The organism is Rhizobium sp. R693 (assembly GCF_002211315.1).
GTDB lineage: Bacteria > Pseudomonadota > Alphaproteobacteria > Rhizobiales > Rhizobiaceae > Rhizobium.
Genome location: NZ_LOKY01000048.1, coordinates 92,295 through 111,086, shown reverse-complemented (window position 1 = coordinate 111,086; position 18,792 = coordinate 92,295). Strand labels below are relative to the sequence as shown.

General features: G+C 61.1%; 16 protein-coding genes. 3 read left to right on the top strand and 13 right to left on the bottom strand.

Annotated features, from left to right (window positions below; translation table 11 throughout):
* The first annotated feature begins 5 nt into the window (after positions 1-5).
* The gene (locus ATY79_RS28200) at positions 6-1,238 is read left to right on the top strand and encodes a pyridoxal phosphate-dependent aminotransferase (RefSeq protein WP_088705545.1); all 1,233 of its coding nucleotides are present in this window, start codon (positions 6-8) and stop codon (positions 1,236-1,238) included.
* 126 nt (positions 1,239-1,364) lie between these two features.
* On the opposite strand, the gene ATY79_RS28195 is transcribed toward ATY79_RS28200, so the two are convergent.
* Both ATY79_RS28195 and ATY79_RS28190 read right to left on the bottom strand, forming a co-directional pair.
* Complete coding sequence (locus ATY79_RS28195; protein ID WP_088705544.1) at positions 1,365-1,544, bottom strand: hypothetical protein; 180 nt, start codon at positions 1,542-1,544, stop codon at positions 1,365-1,367.
* 266 nt (positions 1,545-1,810) lie between these two features.
* Positions 1,811-2,914 (bottom strand): saccharopine dehydrogenase family protein, encoded by a 1,104-nt coding sequence (locus ATY79_RS28190; RefSeq protein ID WP_088705543.1) that lies wholly within the window; start codon positions 2,912-2,914, stop codon positions 1,811-1,813.
* Positions 2,915-3,043: 129 nt separating this feature from the next.
* Between ATY79_RS28190 and ATY79_RS28185 the strand changes: the two genes are divergently transcribed.
* Positions 3,044-3,475, top strand: a complete 432-nt coding sequence (locus tag ATY79_RS28185; protein ID WP_088705542.1) for an Lrp/AsnC family transcriptional regulator — start codon at positions 3,044-3,046, stop codon at positions 3,473-3,475.
* A 36-nt stretch (positions 3,476-3,511) separates the two neighbouring features.
* Here the strand turns inward: ATY79_RS28185 and ATY79_RS28180 are convergent, their stop codons facing one another.
* The 9 genes from ATY79_RS28180 to ATY79_RS28135 all read right to left on the bottom strand — a co-directional run bounded on the left by ATY79_RS28180 (position 3,512) and on the right by ATY79_RS28135 (position 14,828).
* Positions 3,512-4,498, bottom strand: coding sequence for a beta-ketoacyl-ACP synthase III (locus ATY79_RS28180; RefSeq protein WP_088705541.1), 987 nt, complete (start codon positions 4,496-4,498; stop codon positions 3,512-3,514).
* Complete coding sequence (locus ATY79_RS28175) at positions 4,495-5,763, bottom strand: adenosylmethionine--8-amino-7-oxononanoate transaminase (RefSeq protein WP_088705540.1); 1,269 nt, start codon at positions 5,761-5,763, stop codon at positions 4,495-4,497. Before ATY79_RS28175 ends, ATY79_RS28180 begins: the two co-directional genes overlap by 4 nt.
* On the bottom strand, positions 5,760-6,398 hold the full coding sequence (gene bioD, locus ATY79_RS28170; RefSeq protein WP_088705539.1) for a dethiobiotin synthase: 639 nt from the start codon (positions 6,396-6,398) through the stop codon (positions 5,760-5,762). Before bioD ends, ATY79_RS28175 begins: the two co-directional genes overlap by 4 nt.
* Entirely contained in the window at positions 6,395-7,540 is a 1,146-nt protein-coding gene (locus tag ATY79_RS28165) for an 8-amino-7-oxononanoate synthase (protein ID WP_088705538.1), read from the bottom strand. Before ATY79_RS28165 ends, bioD begins: the two co-directional genes overlap by 4 nt.
* Entirely contained in the window at positions 7,537-8,508 is a 972-nt protein-coding gene (gene bioB, locus ATY79_RS28160) for a biotin synthase BioB (RefSeq protein ID WP_348627581.1), read from the bottom strand. The genes ATY79_RS28165 and bioB overlap by 4 nt, the downstream gene beginning before the upstream one ends.
* Before the next feature lie 362 nt (positions 8,509-8,870).
* Positions 8,871-9,536, bottom strand: a complete 666-nt coding sequence (locus ATY79_RS28155) for a GntR family transcriptional regulator (protein ID WP_088705536.1) — start codon at positions 9,534-9,536, stop codon at positions 8,871-8,873.
* 2,064 nt (positions 9,537-11,600) lie between these two features.
* Entirely contained in the window at positions 11,601-12,425 is an 825-nt protein-coding gene (locus tag ATY79_RS28145; RefSeq protein ID WP_088705534.1) for a sugar phosphate isomerase/epimerase, read from the bottom strand.
* 49 nt (positions 12,426-12,474) lie between these two features.
* Positions 12,475-13,647, bottom strand: a complete 1,173-nt coding sequence (locus ATY79_RS28140) for a dihydrodipicolinate synthase family protein (protein ID WP_088705676.1) — start codon at positions 13,645-13,647, stop codon at positions 12,475-12,477.
* Between the two features lie 5 nt (positions 13,648-13,652).
* A complete protein-coding gene (locus ATY79_RS28135) occupies positions 13,653-14,828 on the bottom strand; it encodes a Gfo/Idh/MocA family oxidoreductase (protein ID WP_088705533.1) in 1,176 nt (391 codons plus the stop codon).
* Between the two features lie 248 nt (positions 14,829-15,076).
* Here ATY79_RS28135 and ATY79_RS28130 point away from each other — a divergent pair, with 248 nt between their 5' ends.
* Positions 15,077-16,276 (top strand): ROK family transcriptional regulator, encoded by a 1,200-nt coding sequence (locus tag ATY79_RS28130; RefSeq protein ID WP_088705532.1) that lies wholly within the window; start codon positions 15,077-15,079, stop codon positions 16,274-16,276.
* 2 nt (positions 16,277-16,278) lie between these two features.
* Here the strand turns inward: ATY79_RS28130 and ATY79_RS28125 are convergent, their stop codons facing one another.
* Positions 16,279-18,300, bottom strand: a complete 2,022-nt coding sequence (locus tag ATY79_RS28125; protein ID WP_189638084.1) for a beta-N-acetylhexosaminidase — start codon at positions 18,298-18,300, stop codon at positions 16,279-16,281.
* A 21-nt stretch (positions 18,301-18,321) separates the two neighbouring features.
* Positions 18,322-18,792, bottom strand: a complete 471-nt coding sequence (locus ATY79_RS28120; protein WP_088705531.1) for a GNAT family N-acetyltransferase — start codon at positions 18,790-18,792, stop codon at positions 18,322-18,324.

Sequence of the window (18,792 nt, the reverse complement as noted above, 5' to 3'; positions counted from 1 at the left end):
CAATCATGACGATCGACGTGAAGATTGAGGAGGCGGGCTTCCGGCCCGCCTCAAGACTATCGGCCATCGGCGTCTCCGAGATCCTTAAGATTGGCGCGCGCGCGGCAGCCATGAAGCGGGACGGCAAGCCTGTCATCATCCTCGGTGCAGGCGAACCCGATTTCGAAACGCCAGAGCACATCAAGCAGGCCGCCTGGGACGCCATGCAGCGCGGCGACACCAAGTATACGGCGCTCGACGGTACGCCGGCTCTTAAACAAGCGATCCGCACCAAGTTCCAGCGCGAAAATGGCCTCGCGTTCGATGTCAGCGAAATAACTGTCGCGACGGGCGCCAAGCAGATCCTTTTCAACGCGATGATGGCGAGCGTCGGCCCGGGCGATGAGGTCATCATTCCCACGCCCTACTGGACATCCTACTCCGACATTGTTCAGATCTGCGAAGGCAAGCCCGTTCTCGTTGCCTGCGATGCAAAGAGCGGCTTTCGGCTAACCGCCGAGAAGCTCGAAGCGGCGATCACGCCGCGGACGCGCTGGCTGTTGCTGAATTCGCCGTCCAATCCTTCCGGTGCCGCTTATGGCGCCGACGATTATCGACCGTTGCTGGACGTCCTCCTCAGGCACCCGCATGTCTGGCTGATGGTAGACGACATGTACGAGCATATCGTCTACGACGATTTCCGCTTCGTTACGCCGTTGCAGCTGGAACCGCGCCTGCGTGAGCGAACGCTCACGATCAATGGCGTCTCGAAGGCCTATGCCATGACCGGTTGGCGTATCGGTTATGCGGGTGGTCCCATGGCGCTCATCAAGGCGATGGCCGTGGTACAGAGTCAGGCAACCTCCTGCCCGTCCTCGATCAGCCAGGCTGCGGCCGTTGCGGCACTCAACGGACCGCAGGATTTTCTGGCCGGGCGGACGGAGAGCTTCAGGCGCCGGCGCGATCTTGTCGTTTCGGGTCTGAACCGCATCGATGGTCTTGATTGCCGCACTCCCGAGGGTGCCTTTTATACTTTCTCTGGATGTGGCGGGATTCTCGGCCGAAGAACGCCGGGCGGTCGCAAGATCACGACGGACAGCGAGTTTTGCGCCTACCTTCTTGACGAAGCGAATGTTGCCGTCGTCCCAGGTTCGGCCTTCGGCCTTTCGCCGTACTTCAGGATCTCCTACGCTTCAGCGGAAGCGGACCTCAGGGAAGCCTTGGAGCGGATCGCGACCGCTTGCCGGTGTCTCACGTAATTCAAATTCTGTAGCGCAGGGCGGGCTTGCCAGTTCCGGCGAATTTTCGCAACGCGTTGCATATGTCCTGGCCGACATCGCGCTGGTTGGACAGCATTGGTTGAGAGCCTACCGAGACTGGCCGGGTCAGCCCGGCCCGTTTCTGTCAATTTCCTCGTGACGATCGAGGCCACCGCCAACAAACAGCCGTCGAATTTTGCCTGAACAACGCGCCTCGGATTGAGTGAGTGCATGCGCCGATTGCCCGCGCCACATGTCTTCGAGCTCGTCGACGACGTCCTCGATGTGCGTCGAGACCACGCGCATTCATTGCGGTTCGACGGGCCGATATGCACGTTTGATGATCGTCAGATGGCAGCACATGCAGAACAAAAATAGCGGGCCGGGGTGGTGAAATAGGAATGCAAAAATGTGCCCACGCCAATCTGATTGCAGCGGCTTTGCCGAAGACTTGACCCGACGTGCGTCGGATTTTGATCTGACTGCGATGGCGCCTCGACGGCAGATAGCGCCGCTCAAAAACGCCCGGGTCAACCGTCCGGGCGTTTCCGTTGGTAACTTCGGTCGAGACGTTAGCCGGCAATCTTTTCGCCGTAAGCCTTCTGAGCGTAGTAGTGGCCGAAGCGACTGTCCAGGAACGCGTCGAGACCAATGTCTTCCTGTTTAACAAAGCCCTTCGTCGGCAGCTCTTCCTTTGCCAGCATGTCAAGCACGGCGCAGATGCTCGATGCGGTGGTGATCTGGATGGCGCTCATCATGCGGCCCGCAACGACAGCACTGTAGACCTTGTTGGCGTAGGTCTCCTGCACAAGGCGACCATTCTTCCAGCCGGAAACCGTCACGAAGATGATCACAACGTCCTGCATCGTCGAGGGTAAAGCGTGTTCCAGAATATCCTTCAGCACCTCGCGGCGGTGGCGCAGGCCGAGATCGCTGAGCAGTGCCTTCATGATGGCGGCATGACCGGGATAGCGGATCGTGCGGTAGTTCAGGGTCCGCACCTTGCCCTTCAACGTTTCGCACAGGGTGCCGAGACCGCCGGATGTGTTGAAGGCCTCGTAGGTTACGCCATCAAGGGAAAATTCCTCCCGCTCTTCCAGCGCCGGAACTTCGATCAGCTGGCCGTCGACGATGGCCTCGCAGGGCTCGATGTATTCGTTGATAACCCCGTCGGTGCTCCAGGTCAGATTGTAGTTCAAGGCGTTCGAGGGGTACTGTGGTAGCGCACCAACACGCATTCGGACGCTATCGATTGTGTCGAAGCGGCTGGCGAGATCGTTTGCGACAATCGAGATGAAGCCCGGCGCCAGGCCACACTGGGGGATGAAGGCGGTTGATGCGCTGGCGGCGATCGCCTTGACCCGGCGGGTGGATTCGACGTCTTCGGTCAGGTCGAGGTAATGGACGCCGGCCTCGGCCGCAGCCTCGGCGATCGCGATCGTCAGATGGAACGGGGCGGCACTGAGGACGGCAAACTTGCCGCAGAGAAGTTTGACCAGCGAAGCGTGGTCGGCAATGTCGACTTCCGCCAGGCTGAGCGCGGAACTGGTCTCCATGTGATCCAGCTGCTGCCTGCTGCGGTCGGCCAACGTGACGTGATAGTCGCCGGAATGGATGAGAAGACGGGCAATCGTCGAGCCGATCTTGCCGGCGCCGATGACAACGATGTTTTTCATATAGGTTCCCTCTGCTGGATCGAGACATCTTTATTCCTTCTTTATTTCCGTCGGTTCAGTTGATTCACAGCGCGAGAATGATAAAATCGACTAAATAGTTTTGACATATCGCCGTGCCGGATGCTCAATATGACGATGAATGACAAGGATCGGCAACTTCTGTCGATTCTCAGCGAGAACGCCCGAATGCCAACCGCGATGCTGGCGCGCAGGCTTGGCTTGTCGCGCACCACGGTGCAGGCGAAAATCGAGCGCCTGGAACGGGACGGCGTGATCGCGGGCTATGGGGTCCGCCTATCGGACGACTTCGAGAGTGGCCAGATAAAGGCGCATGTCCTTATCACCCTGGCGGCCAAGGCGCTCGGGCGCGTCACGCAGGAGCTGCAGTCGATCGCCCATGTCCGATCCGTTCATTCGGTGAGCGGCAGCTTTGATATGATCGCAATCATTGCCGCGGCATCGATCAGCGAGCTCGACATGGTCATTGACAAAATCGGCGATATCGAAGGCGTGGAGAAAACGCTCTCGTCGATCATCTTGTCGACGCGCATCAATCGCTAGCGTCCTCAGGTCCGTCGCGCTGTCTTTGCGCAAGACCTAGGCGCGATAGACGACCGCTGCGCCGGTAAGTCCGGCGCCAGCTGCAGAAAGAAGCAGGATTTCACCATCCCGGAGAGGTCGTTTAGCGGCTTCCAGCGACAAGGAGAGCGGGATCGTTGCGGCCGAAGAGTTCCCAAATCGGTCAAGCGAGCAGACGGTCCGTTCGGCTTCGATGCCAAGATTGGTCGCAACCGCCTGGAAGATCCGTACATTAGCCTGGTGCGGCACGAACCTGGTAATTGCCCCGGCCTGAACAGCCGCCCTATCGAGCGCCCTTTGCGAGGCGGCGCTCATCATCTCGACCGCCCGCGAAAACACCTCGCGTCCGTCCCGCATCGTCATCAGATATTCCGCAGCTGCGCGCTCTGGCGCGAAGGGCTTGTTGCTGCCGCCGGCGGCAATCGAGATCAGGTCATAGCCGCTGCCTTCCGAGCACAGATCGGTGCCGAGGACACCGGCGGCCGGATCGCCCGCCGGCGACAACACGACGGCGCCCGCCGCATCGGCAAACAGCACGCAACTGGCGCGTTCCGCGGGATTGATGCGACGGCTGAGGATATTGGCGGCGATGATAAGAACGGCCCTGCCTTGTGCGCGCACGAAGGCGTCTGCGAGCGTCAGTGCGTACAAGAATCCGGAGCAGGCGCCGGCAAGGTCGATCGCGCCGGAGTGCTCAAGTCCAAGCCTGTGCGCGACAAGCGGCGCGGTTGGTGGCAGCAGGTGATCCGGTGTGGAGGTTGCCAGCAGCGTCAAGCCAATCTCAGAACGGCAGATCCCGGCATTGTCGAGCGCCATGGCTCCTGCTTCTGCAGCAAGGCCGCTCAGGGTATCGCCCTCTTCGGCCCAGTAGCGCGTGCGAATTCCCGTGCGGCGCTCGATCCAGCCTGCTTCGAGCCCGAGTGATTGTTCGATTTCGGCGTTTTCGACGCAACGGCCAGGCACACTGTGCCCGAAGCCTGCCATACGCGCGGAGCGGACGTTCATGCTTGAGTTCCGATCAGGAGGCTTGCCGCTTCGTCGATCGCATCATACAGGCGGTCGACCTCGGCGTCCGTTACACAATAGGGCGGCATCAGATAGATGACGTTTCCAAGCGGGCGAACAAGAAGCTGACGCTCGCGAAAAAAGGCGCGCAACTGCGGTCCTATGTCGGCTAAATATCCGTCTGAAGGAACAGCCAAATCCAGAGCGGCAATGGTTCCGGACTGGCGCAGGTTCCTGAAGCGCCGATCATTGACAAAGCGAGCGAGCCCCTGCCCTTGCAGGGTAACGAGGCGATCGATGCGCGCCTGAACCGGCTCCTGCGACCAGATCGCCAGGTTCGCGACGGCAGCCGCGCAGGCGATCGGATTGGCGGTATAGGAACTCGAATGGAAGAAGGTCTTGCGCCGGTCGGTCGAAAGATGCGCATCAAAGATCTCGCTTGTGCAAAGTGTTGCTGCAAGCGGCAAAGAACCGCCGGTCAAACCTTTCGACGTGCACAGGATGTCTGGACAAATGCCCGCCTGTTCGCATGCAAACAGGGTGCCCGTCCTGCCCCAGCCCGTCATCACCTCATCGGCGACGAGGAGCACGCCGTGGGATCGGGCGATCTTGCTGAGTTCACCAAGCAGCGAGGGCTCGAACATCTTCATGCCACCGGCGCCAAGCACGAGCGGCTCGATCAGGAGCGCCGCAACGCGGCCGGAACGGCAGGCAAGCTCGAAGGCATCAAGCGTGCTCTGCGCTCTGCCGGGTTCTGGAAAGGCAATCCGGTCGACGCCAAACAGCAAGGGTTCATAGGCGGCGTTGAAGACACCCCTTTCGCCGACGGACATGGTGCCGATCGTGTCGCCATGATAACCATGCTCCATGACGACGATCCGGTCGCGCTGTCGCCCCCTATTGTGGAAGAAACCGAGCGCCATTTTCAATGCGACTTCGACGGCTGTCGAGCCGCTGTCGGAATAAAAGACGTGCTCAAGCCCCTTCGGGCTTACAGCGATTAGCCCACGGGCGAGATCCTCCGCCGGGGCGTGAGTGTATTCGGCAAAGATGATCTGATCGTAGCACTCCGTTGCCCTGCGGACAGCCTCCATGATCGCCGGATGCCGATGGCCGTGGGTGACCACCCACCATGAGGAGATCGCATCGAGAACGCGGTTGCCGTCTTCGTCGATGAGATAGGCTCCGTCGGTGGCCACGACCTTCTTCATCGCCGGCTCAAGGGCATGCTGCGTGAACGGATGCCATACCGGCTGGTGCGTCATGACTGGTCACTCCGAAACATCGCAACATCGAAGCCGCGATGAAAGGCCGCCATCAGCGTTTCGTGGTTGAGCGGGTCGCTCGGCTCCAGGCGCCCCAGCGAGCGCGCTCCGCTCATCTGGACGATGATCTTCTGCGTTTCGCGATTTTCTTCACCGACAAAGGCAATGCCGAAGATCGGAACCTGACGTCGCTGCAGTGCTTCCAACGACATCAGGCTATGATTGATGGTGCCGAGCGCTGTCCTGGCGCACAGGATCACCGGCGCCTGCCACCGGGCGAAAACGTCGGCAAAAAGGATCTTCGATGTCAGCGGAACGAGAATGCCGCCGGCGCCTTCAATGACAAGCGGACCAGGGGGTGAGGGTAGCGCAAGTGCGTCCGGATCTATCGTCACGTCGTCGAGCGCAGCCGCATGGTGCGGGGACGCAGGCGTTCTCAGCCGGTAGGCCTCAGGGACAATCCGCTCGGGCGGTACCCTGCCCAATCGGCTGACCGTTTCAGCGTCCGTCTCCTCGCCGAGCCCTGCCTGTACAGGTTTCCAGTAGTATGCTCCGAGCGCGGATGTCAAAGCGGCGCAGAAGACCGTCTTGCCGATACCGGTGTCGGTGCCGGTGACGACGAAGCGCTGCGTCATTGCCGCTCCTCCCGCAGGGTGTCGGCGAGACTTTCGAACAACCGCGAGACGGTTGCTTCGTCGACATTCAGAGTAATCGAGATACGCAGCCGCGCCGTGCCTTCAGGCACGGTGGGAGGCCGGATCGGTCTGACGTCGAAGCCCTCGCTGCGCAAGCGTTCAGCGATGAGCACGGCGCGACGATTGTCGCCGATCACAATCGGCAGAATCTGCGATCCGCTCGCCTGTACCCCCGTTGCCGCTTCCATCGTACGACTGGCGAAAGAGACAAGTCCGGCAAGCCTGTCGCGGCGCTCCGGCTCGTCAGCGAGGATCCTCAAGGCCTCTCGCAGCGTCGCAGCCATGAGCGGGGATGGCGCCGTCGAATAGATGAAATTCCGAGCGCGGTTGATGAGGAAGTCGCAGATGATTGCCGGTCCGAGGACAACCGCACCCGATGCACCGAGCGCCTTGCCGCAGGTATGCAGGCTGATGCAGTTTTCCGGATGACCGAGAGCCTCCGACAGGCCGCGCCCACCTTTCCCGAAGACGCCCGTTGCATGCGCCTCGTCAATGATGAGGAAGCCGTCGTGCTGTGCAGCAACGTCCATCAGCTGGCGGAGCGGGGCGCAATCGCCATCCATTGAATAGAGGCTTTCGACCGCGATCCACGGTCGACCGGTGCCCCCGGCCCGCCGCCATCTGCCGATCGCATCGGCGACTGCGTCCACGTCGTTATGTGTGGTTGCGACCGACGGTGCGCGGCTTGTCGAGATCCCCTCATGGGCGCTCGCATGGATCAGCGCGTCATAGACGATGATGTCGTCGCGCTGCGGCAAGGTCGAAAACAGCGCTACATTCGCGGCATAGCCGCTGCCGAAGTAAAGAGCACGCGCCGCTCCGAAATAGGCGGCGGCCTCCCGCTCCAGCGCCTCATGCTCGGGATGATTGCCGCGAAGCAGGCGCGAGCCCCCTGCCCCGACTGGCACGCCGCGATCGATCGCCTCGCGGAGCGCGTCCTCGAGCCGCTTTGAATGGGCAAGGCCCAGATAGTCGTTCGAGGTGAAATCGGCGCCGGATACTGGAACCAGGCTTCGGCTTCTCCCCTTGCGATCAAGTCCAGCGAGCTTGCGCTCGTAAAGCGCAAGTTTGGCGCCAGTCATTCGGCTCGCTCCAGTTGCTCCGCCTTCAGCCCGAGACGACGAAAGAGTGCCGCATCCTCATCCTCGCCGGGATTGTCCGCAGTTAACAGGGTCTCGCCCACGAAAATCGAATTCGCGCCGGCGAAGAAACAGAGCGCCTGGGTCTCGTCCGACATGTCCGTGCGACCTGCAGACAGACGCACATAGGACGTCGGCATGAGAATGCGCGCCAGTGCGACGGTCCGGACGAAGTCGATCGGATCGATCGGTTGGGCATCGGCAAGCTTCGAGCCAGAGATTGGGATCAGCATATTGATCGGCACGCTCTCAGGTGGCGTCGGCAGGTTCGCAAGCGTGACAAGCATCGAGATGCGATCTCCCGCCGTCTCACCCATGCCGAGAATGCCGCCGGCACAAACCTTGATGCCAGCGTCACGCACATTGGCAAGCGTCTCCAACCGATCCGCAAAGCTGCGGGTCGTGATGATCTCGCTATAGAAGCGCTCGGAGGTATCGATGTTGTGATTGTAGTAGTCGAGGCCGGCCTTGGCGAGCCTTGCCGATTGCTGTGGGGTCAGCATGCCAAGCGTCATGCAGGTCTCCATACCAAGCGCTCGGACGCCCTCGACCATCGCGACAATCGCGTCCATGTCGCGATCCTTGGGGCTGCGCCATGCGGCACCCATGCAGTATCGCGTGGCGCCCCCCTCTTTGGCTTGTCGCGCTTGTGTGAGAACGCGCTCGACTTCCATCAGTTTTGAAGCCTTCAGCCCAGTCGGGTAGTGGGCAGATTGACTGCAATAGCCGCAGTCCTCGGCGCATCCGCCGGTCTTGACCGACAGGAGGCGGCTCATCTGGACTGCGTTCGGATCGAAATTGGCGCGATGGATGCCGTGCGCACGATAGAGAAGGTCGTTGAAGGGCAAATTATAGATAATCGTGGCTTCTGATTGGGTGGCAGCGCCTTTAGGGGCGGCGCTGCCCGGGATATCCTGCGTCGAACGGGCTGCGGGGGATGGCATCAATTCAAAATCCTCTCGTCATGACGCTTCGATTCGTAGATAGAAGACGATTTTATCTATAATTGGCTGAAACAATATTAGGCAAGCGCCTTTTTCTGGCTCGTCCCTGATGGTGGAGTTGGTCCAGAAGCAGGCGTCCGCGTTCAGACCTCAGTCATGAGCAGTCTGGGTCGACGCTACCGTGTCATGCTTCAATCAGGCGCCTGGCAGGAGCGCACGCCGCGACTTGCGGCAAGGGCGCGGGAAGAGGGCAGTGCTGGGCTCGTCCAGTTCGGGGGTCGCAGACCGGCGATACCAATTGACGAGGTATAGATCCACGGTCGTCGACACTAGCCGACGATCGCAAACCGTTCACGCGAGGCATGCTGCAGTCGCCGCGGCGGCCCGCCGATCCATTGCACGTGTCGCTCCAACGCGGTCACGGCATTCTCGACCTTGCCGGAACGAAGAAATGCGAGAATGGTACGATGGTCATTGTCGATCCGCGGCTCCCATTCCGTCAGCCAGGTGGCGAACAGAAATCGGGCGCTTGCTGCATGGAGATCGTCAATGACGGAGAGCAAGCGCGGCATGCCGCAGGGTTGGAGGATCAGCGTATGGAACCTGCGATTGGCCTCTTCCCAGGTGCGGACATCGAGCGCATTGTCGCCGTCGATCGTCGCCTGTTCGGCTTGATCGAGACGTGATGGCGTAAGATGCTCGGCCGAGTGGCGCAGTGCCAGCCCTTCAAGGGCAGCGCGCATCTTCGCAACCTCCTGCACTTCCTTCAAATCGAAGGAGGCAACGCGAACGCCGCGGCGCGGCTCGCTGACGGCAAGGCCTTGCGCTTCCAGGCGACGCAGAGCCTCTCGCACCGGGACGTGCGACGACCCGAATTCCTCTGCTATGTGGTCCTGCTTCAGCTTCGAGCCAGGCGGCAAGGCACCTGTCACAATGCGCTCGGCGAGCGCGCGACTTATACGGCCGGCTATCGTGTCATCGTTATGAATAGTCATATTTTAGAGATAGTTCCTGCGCTCGACGCTGTCGAGGTGCGCCCTTCCTAGGGCTGTGGATTTGTCTTAGCAAGACGGTAGATCGGGAGATCTGACGATCCTGTCAGCAACATGTTTCCCTGACGTCGGCCATGTCGGGAAGCAGTTGGAGGGGTCTCGCAGAGAGCGGCTGTAAGCCTCCTGCATGGCGGATGTGCTCAGCGTGACGACGGCCTTAATTTCTGACGGAGCTTTCGAAGGCGACCTCCGACCTTCTTCCGCTTCTGGTCGCTGCGGTGCTTATGTGCGCGAAGCGTCCGCGCGAGGGGCGCTGCTTCCTCCGACACGCCAGGCCGACAAGGTGTGGCGCCAATCTCTGGTCGCCACGACCGGCTTGGTCTCAACAAGTGTTGAAGGCTACTGCGGATTGGCGATGAATATCTCGTCCGTGGCTGCCCAAAGGAATCCGGTGTCGATGATCCGCGGATATCACCTGATAGAGGGCTTCACTTTTTGCTGCGCTGCCGCCACGGAATGCAACCCGGGCAGGCCTAGGGGGCAATTTCCGTCGGTATCGCCGAGGGACTTGCAGCTCGAAGGACCATCTTTGTGGCGGACGGCATAAGCGCCGGCCTTGCGGACAGGAGGAATGCAATCGGTTTTCGGGTGCCGCGAGGCAGCGAGAGCATCTCGTCGCTTGCGGCGCTTGTCTCGACGGTTGACGATGGCTTCGGTTTGGGGCCTGTCGCAGAGCCTGTCTGCCGATGAACCAGCTTGGGTCTGATGTCGTTGTGTCGAGCCGGCGTTGCGCACCACGCAGGTGCTGGCCGAAGCGAGATTGGGCCCTCTGAGCTGGAAGATCTGAAAGGGACCCGCTAGCTCGCGCGCGCCTGATGCGGCATTTGGTGCGCGTGCAGATGCTGCCGTTGGAGTAGCATCGTCTTGAACATCACTGCGCGCGCCCCGGGAGAGGTGGCACGGCTTTGATGGGCACTTTCCTGAGAGCCAGCTGTGGCGTTTGAACGCGCGGCATGGGCCGCCGGCCGATCACTGGGGATGCTGGAAAAGCTCTCGTTTGATCAAGGTGGAAGGCAGAAGGACGCGGGCAAGTGTTGTTCAGGGTGGTGGCGGCGGGAACGCGGGCACTGGCGTGCGGAACGGCATTGGCGAGGCGGTGGGTGGCCAGGCACTGCTCTCGCCGTTGGTCGGGACCGCTGCGGATGGGCCGCAAACACCCTCACTGGTGGTGCGTCGAACTGCTGTCTTTGTGGGGAGCGGAAAAGTTCCCCGCGGGGAACATTTCGTCAGGCAGCTATCCCACGATGCCGTTTTCAGGGAAACCTAGGAGGCATTTTGAGATCGTGCTTGGGATGGCTGGCAGGGTTGCCAGTGAGCCACCCGGCTCGCTAAGCCTCGCGTCGGCGACTAGCCGCGGTGCTGGCTGTCGGCTGTCCCGGCGTTGGATCGGCCGGCTGCATCCTCATTGGCGGCGGAGCGGGCTGCAGTATTTTGCGATTTGGATAGAGTTCCCCGCGGGGAACATTTGGGAAGCCGTATCGTGTACTGCCGTTGGAGATGGCCAGTTCGCCCCAAAGCCGGCCGAGCCAGCACCCTCACCCGTTGTTGTTTTCCCCGCGAGCCGGCGAAATGCGGTTGACAAATCACCGTCTTCTCCGAGATTCTATTGGTGGCCCTTCCGATGCACGGGGCGTCCGCAAGAGGCCCAAAGTGGCCGAACTGGGCCCAAAAGCGCATTTGATGGAATTTTCTCCGGCCCCTGTCTCCGACCAGATCAATAAGATCTAGCGGAAGCGAATGCGGCGTTAGCTGCCGTATACGAAAATATATACGAATATCCAAGGATTTAGCTTGTCTCCAGCGAGGCCAGATCAGCATGACTGCCGGTTCAAATATCCCGGCGGAACAAATCCATGGCGGCACTTTCCGCACGATCTTGAACGTCGAGGTTGGCTGACATTAGCTGATGCGATCTCGAACCCGTGAGGACCTTATGCGATGCGCGAAGGGTGAACCTTGCCGACCAGCCTCGTTGGAAAGCCGCCCTCGAAATTTGCACCGTGACCGTCAGCAAACGCTTCGGAAGCGATCAACGCAGGTCGAAAGCACCTTTTCGCCGGGCCGTTTCCACCAATTTCCGGCCGAAAAAATCTCCACCTCCTGGGCGCCCCCATAGCCGGCCATTTCGATCGCGCGCCGGATTCCCTTGAGGTCTATGACGCCGTCTCCCATCATTCCGCGGTCGAGCAGGAGATCCGTTGTCGGAACCAGCCAGTCGCAGATGTGGTGTGCGAGGATGCGGCCAGACGCGCCGGCGCGCGCGATCTGCTGCATGAGTTTCGGATCCCACCAGACATGATAAACGTCGATGGCAACGCCAACGCCGTCGCCAAGCAGGTCGCAGATATCGAGTGCCTGCTCGAGCGTATTCACGCAGGCGCGGTCTGCGGCATACATCGGATGCAGCGGTTCGATGGCTAGCGGTATGCCGGCGGCGCGCGCGTGCGGGAGGATTGCGCCGATCCCATCGGCAACCATTTCGCGCGCATGCGCAATATCCCGGGATCCTGCGGGCAGACCACCGACGACAAGGACGAGGCAGTCGGCGTTGAGAGCTGCAGCTTCGTCAATGGCCTTCCGGTTGTCGTCAATGGCGGCGGCGCGTGCCGCGGCATCGGCGGCTGGGAACATGCCGCCGCGGCAAAGGCCGGTCACACGCAACTTGTTATCGGCGACGATACGGGCGGCTTCCGAAAGCCCGATGGCGTGAACCTGATCGCGCCAGGGAGCGATCGCCACGATATCCTGCTTGAGGCACGCCTCGACGGCCTGCTTCATATTGTACTGTTCTCGAACCGTCGCGAGATTGATCGAAAGGCCGTCGACAGCCATGCGTTGTCCTCCCTCACCTCGCCGATGCGAGGCGGATGCCGTGGTGTTGTTAGATTCCTGCCGTAGCGAGGATTGCTTTCATTCGTTGGGTGGCGAGATCCGGGTCGCTAAGGACGCGGGCCTGGTCGGCAAGGCGGAACAGTTCCGCAAGGTGCGTGATCGAGCGCGCGCTCTGCTGGCCGCCGAGCATCTGGAAGTGGTTCTGGAAGCCGTTGAGATAGGCCAGGAAGACGACGCCGGTCTTATAGAACCGGGTCGGCGCCTTGAAGATATGCCGGGACAGGGGCACGGTCGGTGCCAGGATATTGTGGAAGCCGGTGAGATCGTTTGCGGCGAGCTTGTGCAGGGCAGCGCTGGCAGCAGGGGCGATGGCGTCAAAAATGCCGAGCAGGGCATGCGAGTAGCCTTGTTCGTCCCCGGCGATAAGCTCCGCATAGTTGAAGTCGTCGCCGGTGTACATCTTGACCGCCGGATCAAGCCTGCGGCGCATGACGATCTCCTTTTCCGCCGACAGTAGAGAAATCTTCACGCCGTCCACCTTGCTTGCGTGGTCGTTGATGATCGCGACTGCCGTTTCCATCGCCTGCATGTCATTTTGCGAACCCCAGTAGCCCGCCAGCGCGGGATCGAACATGTCCCCCAGCCAATGAATGATTACCGGCCGGCGAACCTGCCGCAGAATGCGGTCATAGACCTGCACGTAATCCTCCGGGCTCTTGGCGGCCGCCGCAAGGGCCCGGCTTGCCATGAGGATGATCCGGCCGCCCTGTCCTTCGACGTAGGCGACCTGCTCCTCATAGGCGCGGATCACGTCGTCGATGCTGATATCACGCCCGGGGGACAGATGGTCGGTGCCGGCGCCGTAGGCGATCAGCGCATCAGGGCGTTTGCGCGCAGCCGATTGGACATTGGCAATCAGTTCCTTGGCGCCCGTCCAGTCAAGCCCCATGCCGCGCTGGGCAGTGTCCATGGCCTCGGCGACGCCGAGGCCGAGATCCCAAAGGTATTCACGGAACGCGACCGTGCGCTCCCAATCGATGCTGCGATCGAGCCAGGGATCGTTGTCGGCCAACGGATCGACCACCACGTGGGCGGCCGCAAAGGCGACGCGGTTGAAGGCGTGCCTGCCGGCCGGTGGCTCCGGTGCTGCAAGCGGTGTGTTGGCGACGGTGTAATCCTTGAGGGTACCGCCGGACAGGGGAAGACGAAGTGTTGCTGTCATGGTCGTCACGCAACCTTGCGAACGGACCCGTCGGCGAGCGAGGGAACATCCACCCAGCGGCGCTCTTTCCAGCTCTTGTGGGCCAGTTCGGCGAGTTGAACTCCCTTGGCGCCCTCGCGCAGGGTGAATTTCCATGGTGCGTCCTCAACGACGTAGCGCAGGTAGTCCTCCCACTGGGCCTTGAAGCCGTTGTCGAACACCTGGGTTTCCGGCACCTCGTCCCAGGTCTCGTAGAAGTTGATCGCCTGTGGCTGGTCCGGGTTCCAGACCGGCTTTGGCGTATTGACGCGATGCTGGGTCCAGCACTTCGTCAAACCGCAAACTGCTGATCCGTGTGTGCCGTCGACCTGGAAGGTCACGAGGTCGTCGCGACGCACGCGCACTGCCCAGGACGAATTGATGTGGGCGACGATGCCGCCCTCAAGCTCGAAGGTCGAATAGGCTGCGTCGTCGGCATCGGCCCGATAGGTCTTTCCGCTCTCGTCGACGCGGCTCGGAATATGGGTGGAGGCATAGCAACTGACAGCCTTGACCTCACCAAAGAGGTTGTCGAGTACGTAGCGCCAGTGCGGCAGCATATCGAGGATCATGCCGCCACCGTCGGCGGCGCGATAGTTCCAGGAGGGACGCTGCGCCTTTACGCCCCAATCCCCTTCGAACACCCAGTAGCCAAATTCGCCGCGCACCGAGAGGATCTTGCCGAAGAAGCCGCTGTCCTTCAAAAGCGCGATCTTGCGCAGTCCCGGCAAGTAGAGTTTGTCTTGAACGACGCCGTTCTTGACACAGCGCTCTTCGGCGAGCTTAGCCACGCTAAGCGCCTCCTCAAGCGTCTCCGAGATCGGCTTTTCGCAATAGACATGCTTGCCCGCTTCGATTGCCTTTTTGAGCAGCGAGACGCGCATTTGCGTGGAGCCGGCGTCGAAGAAGACCTTGTTGTTCGGATCAGCAAGCGCGCTGTCGAGATCGGTCGTCGTGCGCGTCAGGCCGTGCCTGCGGGCGATCGCTTCGATCTTGTCGGCATTACGTCCGACGAGGATCGGATCGGGCATCAGGCGGTCGCCGTTGGAAAGTTGAAGCCCGCCTTGCTCCCGGATCGCCAGAATGGACCGCACCAGATGCTGGTTGTAACCCATGCGGCCCGTGATTCCATGCATGATGATGCCGAGCGATATCGTCGCCATTTCCGTCCTCCTCGCAAATAAATAACCAGTTAGTTACATAAGTGACATGCGCTTCCCATGCTGTCAACCCGGCCCGACATACGCAGTCCTGCTGCGGCCTCGAACTCCGAAAAAAGTCGCTGCGCCAATTCAGCACCGCAATCCTTCAGTTTCGCTCGCGACACTCAACGCAAACCGCTGGATATCCGGGGCGGAACCCCTTATGCGGTAAGGCACGCGTTTGGTTTGAACTCCCGCAAGTCGAGTCAATGAAGGCAATTTCAGGCACCAACCTAGAGCAGGCAAAATCGCACAATCGGCGTGTCGTGATCGAGGCGATCCGAACGAATGGGCCGTTGTCGCGGGCGGCACTGGCCCGGTTGACGGCGCTCAGCACGCAAACGGTATCCAATATCGTCGAAGAGCTGGAAGGGTCCGAGCTACTGAAGGCAGAAGCCCCGCAGAAGGCGGCTCGTGGACAGCCGATCACGCCCTACTCGATCAATCCAAACGGTGCCTATTCCATTGGCCTGGAGCTGGAGCGGGATCACGCTGTTGGCGTTCTGACCGATCTTTCGGGAAGTGTCCGAGCCAGGATCGAGAAGGCCGTCGACAGGCCGGCGCCTGCCGCGGCGATGCCGATCCTTGCCGGTATCGCCGATGAACTGCAACACAGCTTCCGCTTCGATCGCGCCCGCCTCCTGGGTGTCGGTATCGCGATGCCGGGGCGTTATGCCGCCGAAGGTGTCACATCTTTGAGCCCGGTGACGCTTCCTGGCTGGCAGGGCTTCCCCGTGGCCAGAAAACTTGCCGAGCTTGTTGGCGTGCCCGTCCTTGTCGAAAACGACGCCACCGCTGCTGCGATCGGCGAGCGCCTCTATGGCGTTGCCCGTGGCCTGAGCAGCTTCGTCTATCTGTTTCTCGGCGGTGGCATTGGCGCCGGCATGTTCCTTGACGGCCATCTTTACAAGGGAAGCCGCAGCAATGCCGGCGAGATTGGCCATATGATCGTGGTTCCGAATGGTCTGCCCTGCGTGTGCGGCAAGCGTGGCTGTCTGGACCGCTATGTCTCGCTCGGCTCGGCCTATGAATATCTCGAGATTCGTGGTTCGAGACAGCACGATCCTGAAATTCTGGCCGCCCTTGTCGAGCAAGGCAACAGTCGCATTGACGCCTGGTCAAAGGCTGCCGCTGAGCCCATGCGTCAGACGATCGATTTTCTGGAGTTGGCCTTCGATCCGCAGACTATCGTGCTTGGCGGTTCGATGCCTCCATCGCTGCTGCAGCGCCTCGCTCGTCAGCTGGAACCCCTATATACGCCGGTTAATCCGGGGGAGGAACGAAACCTTCCCCGCATCATGATCGGGGCTACCGGCAGGGACACGGCGATTTTGGGCGCCGCGGCACTGCCGATCTTTTCGGAAACGAACCCGCAGTTCGATGTCCTTCAAAAGCCTCTCGGCCGATAGCCTCAGGGATAGGCATAGAGGACCGGCATCAATCCGGCGACCGCCTTGAAGCGCTCCCAGGACTTGCAGGCCGGCTTCGTCCAGGCGCTTTCGGCAAGCGCCGAGATCCGCGGGAACACCAGGCGATCGAAGACCGCACGATCGGTCATCGGTTCCGACCATATGCAGGCCTGGATGCCGCGCAACTTCTTCTTTTGCTCGTCACTCCAGCCTTCGACAGGATCGAAGTTGTAGAGCTTTTCCGGCTCTGACCAGCCGGCCCAGCTGGCACCAGGCTCGTCCCAGTCGGGGCTGTTTGCCATATCGAGGTAGTAGACCTGCCCAGGGCACACCACCATCTCGTAACCCTGGCCGGCCAGCGCTGCCGAGACCTCGACGCTGCGCCAGCCACAGAGATAGCTCTTTGCCTTGTCGATGACGTTGCCGTGCGCTGCTTCTTCCCATCCGCCGGTGATGCAGCCTTGTTCGGCGAGGAACGTCTGGATCCTTTCGAGAAAGATGGATTGCAAAACAGCGGCCCCCGATCCGTCGATTTCGTCAGCGCCATGCGTGTTGGTGATGACGTTGAGGCGCTTGGCGTGGGTGTTGGCCATGGCGTCTCCGCCGATCTCGCGCAGCCGCGCCAAGGCTTCCGGCGAGCCCGACCAGGCGCCAAGGGGCACCTCGTCGGCGCCGATATGGATCGTCTTGAAGGGAAAGAGCTCGATCAGTTCGCTCAGGATGGTCTCGAGAACCTCATATGTTTTCTCGCGCGCGGGGTTCACGCAGTTGTCGGGGAAGCCCTGGACGGAAAAATAGCTTCCGACCTCCTGTGGATCACGCAGCTCGGGGATCGCCTGTTGCATGGCATAGCAATGTCCGGGCACGTCGATCTCCGGCACGACCTCGATGCCGAGCGACTTGGCATGGGCGACGATCTCGCGCACCGCAGCCTTGGTGTAATAACCGCCGGTGCGTGCCGCGCCCGAGCCGAGGAGTGGCGGAATGGCAAGGCCATGTCCACGCCAGGCGCCGACTTCAGTGAGGGCTGGATAGGCGTCGATTTCAACGCGCCAGGCCTCATCGTCGGAGAGGTGCCAATGGAAGCGGTTGACCTTGTTCCAGGCGAGGATGCTGAGCAGCTGCTTGATTTCAGCCTTGCCGTAGAACTGGCGGGCAACGTCGAGATGCAGGCCCCGCCATCCCATGGATGGCTCATCGCGGATCTCGCCTGCGACGGGGAAGCGGAACGCGTGCGGATAAAGATGCGCTCCGCGCCAGATCTGGCCAAGCGTGATCAGACCATAGAGCAAGCCGGTCTGCGTGCTGGCACAAACGCGTACGGTATCGCCGGCGAAGGACACACGATATGCCTCTGGCGCGAAGCCATCGACGACGTCAAGTATCACAGGCATTCCGCCTTCGGAGGCGGGACGCACGATACCCTCGACGGCAAAGAGCTGTTCGACGAGGCCGGTAAAGGCAGCCGCCGCCGCAATCGCCTCAGGATTGCTGGCGTTTAGCGCAAAGCCCGGAGGGAGCGAACGCGTGCCCGATACCGACACCTCGTTCGGCCACGGCACGATTGCGACAGGCTCCGGCGGATTGGCCGGTACGGGATAGATTTCGGCGCCACGCCTCAATGGCGCATTGTTGGCAAGCGATCGGGTCGGCGAGACCGAAAGCGACAGCGTGCTGCCGTCGGCAAACGCCACATAGGCGCCGGTTGCGCCATCCGTCCAGTGCTGGAACGACCAGCTGAGAGCGGAGATGGTCAACGTCCATGTCTTGCCTGCCTCAAGCTCGAAGTTGGCAGGCGGCAGGAATTCGGTGAAGTTCGAAAGCCGGCGGCCGATCGTGCCACCCTCGATAAGCACCGCCGGATCCACCCGTCCGGGTCCACTGACGCAAAGGGCGAATTTGGCGATCGAATTCGATGAAAGGTTCTTGAGGCTGAGCGTATAGGCCTGAGCTCGTTCTTCCGAAGCTGGCAACCATGAGGTTTCGAGCCGCAGGGCGGGTTGGCGCTGTATCGACATGATCATCTCTTGATAACGTTGCGAGGACTAGGTTCTGAGCATTCCGGCATAGACGCCGGGAGCGGAATTGGGGATCGGCATGGCGCCGACGGCTTTCTCGTAAAAGGCGGCAGGCCCGACATCGCCAATGATGGCGTATCCGTAGCCCATGGTCCTGAGATCGAAGAGGCTGGCAAGCAGCAGTGCATGCCCGATCCCGAGCCCACGCGATCCTTCTTCGACGCCGGTCGGCCCGAAAAAACTGCGCGCAATGGATTCATGGCAGGCAAAACCGACCAGGCGCTGGTCACGGGTCGCGATAAAGCAGGTTGGCGGCTGGCGAGTCAGTGCGACAGCCGTCTCGCTCGCCCAGCCGTCGCCAAATTCATCTGCGACCCATTTGGTCACGAGCCTGGCTTCCGGAGCGAGTGGGCGTCGGATCGTCACACCAAGATCCTTCATCCTGGCTGTGACATCCGCGTTTGGCTCAAGAACCGACAGATTGACGAGATAATCCAA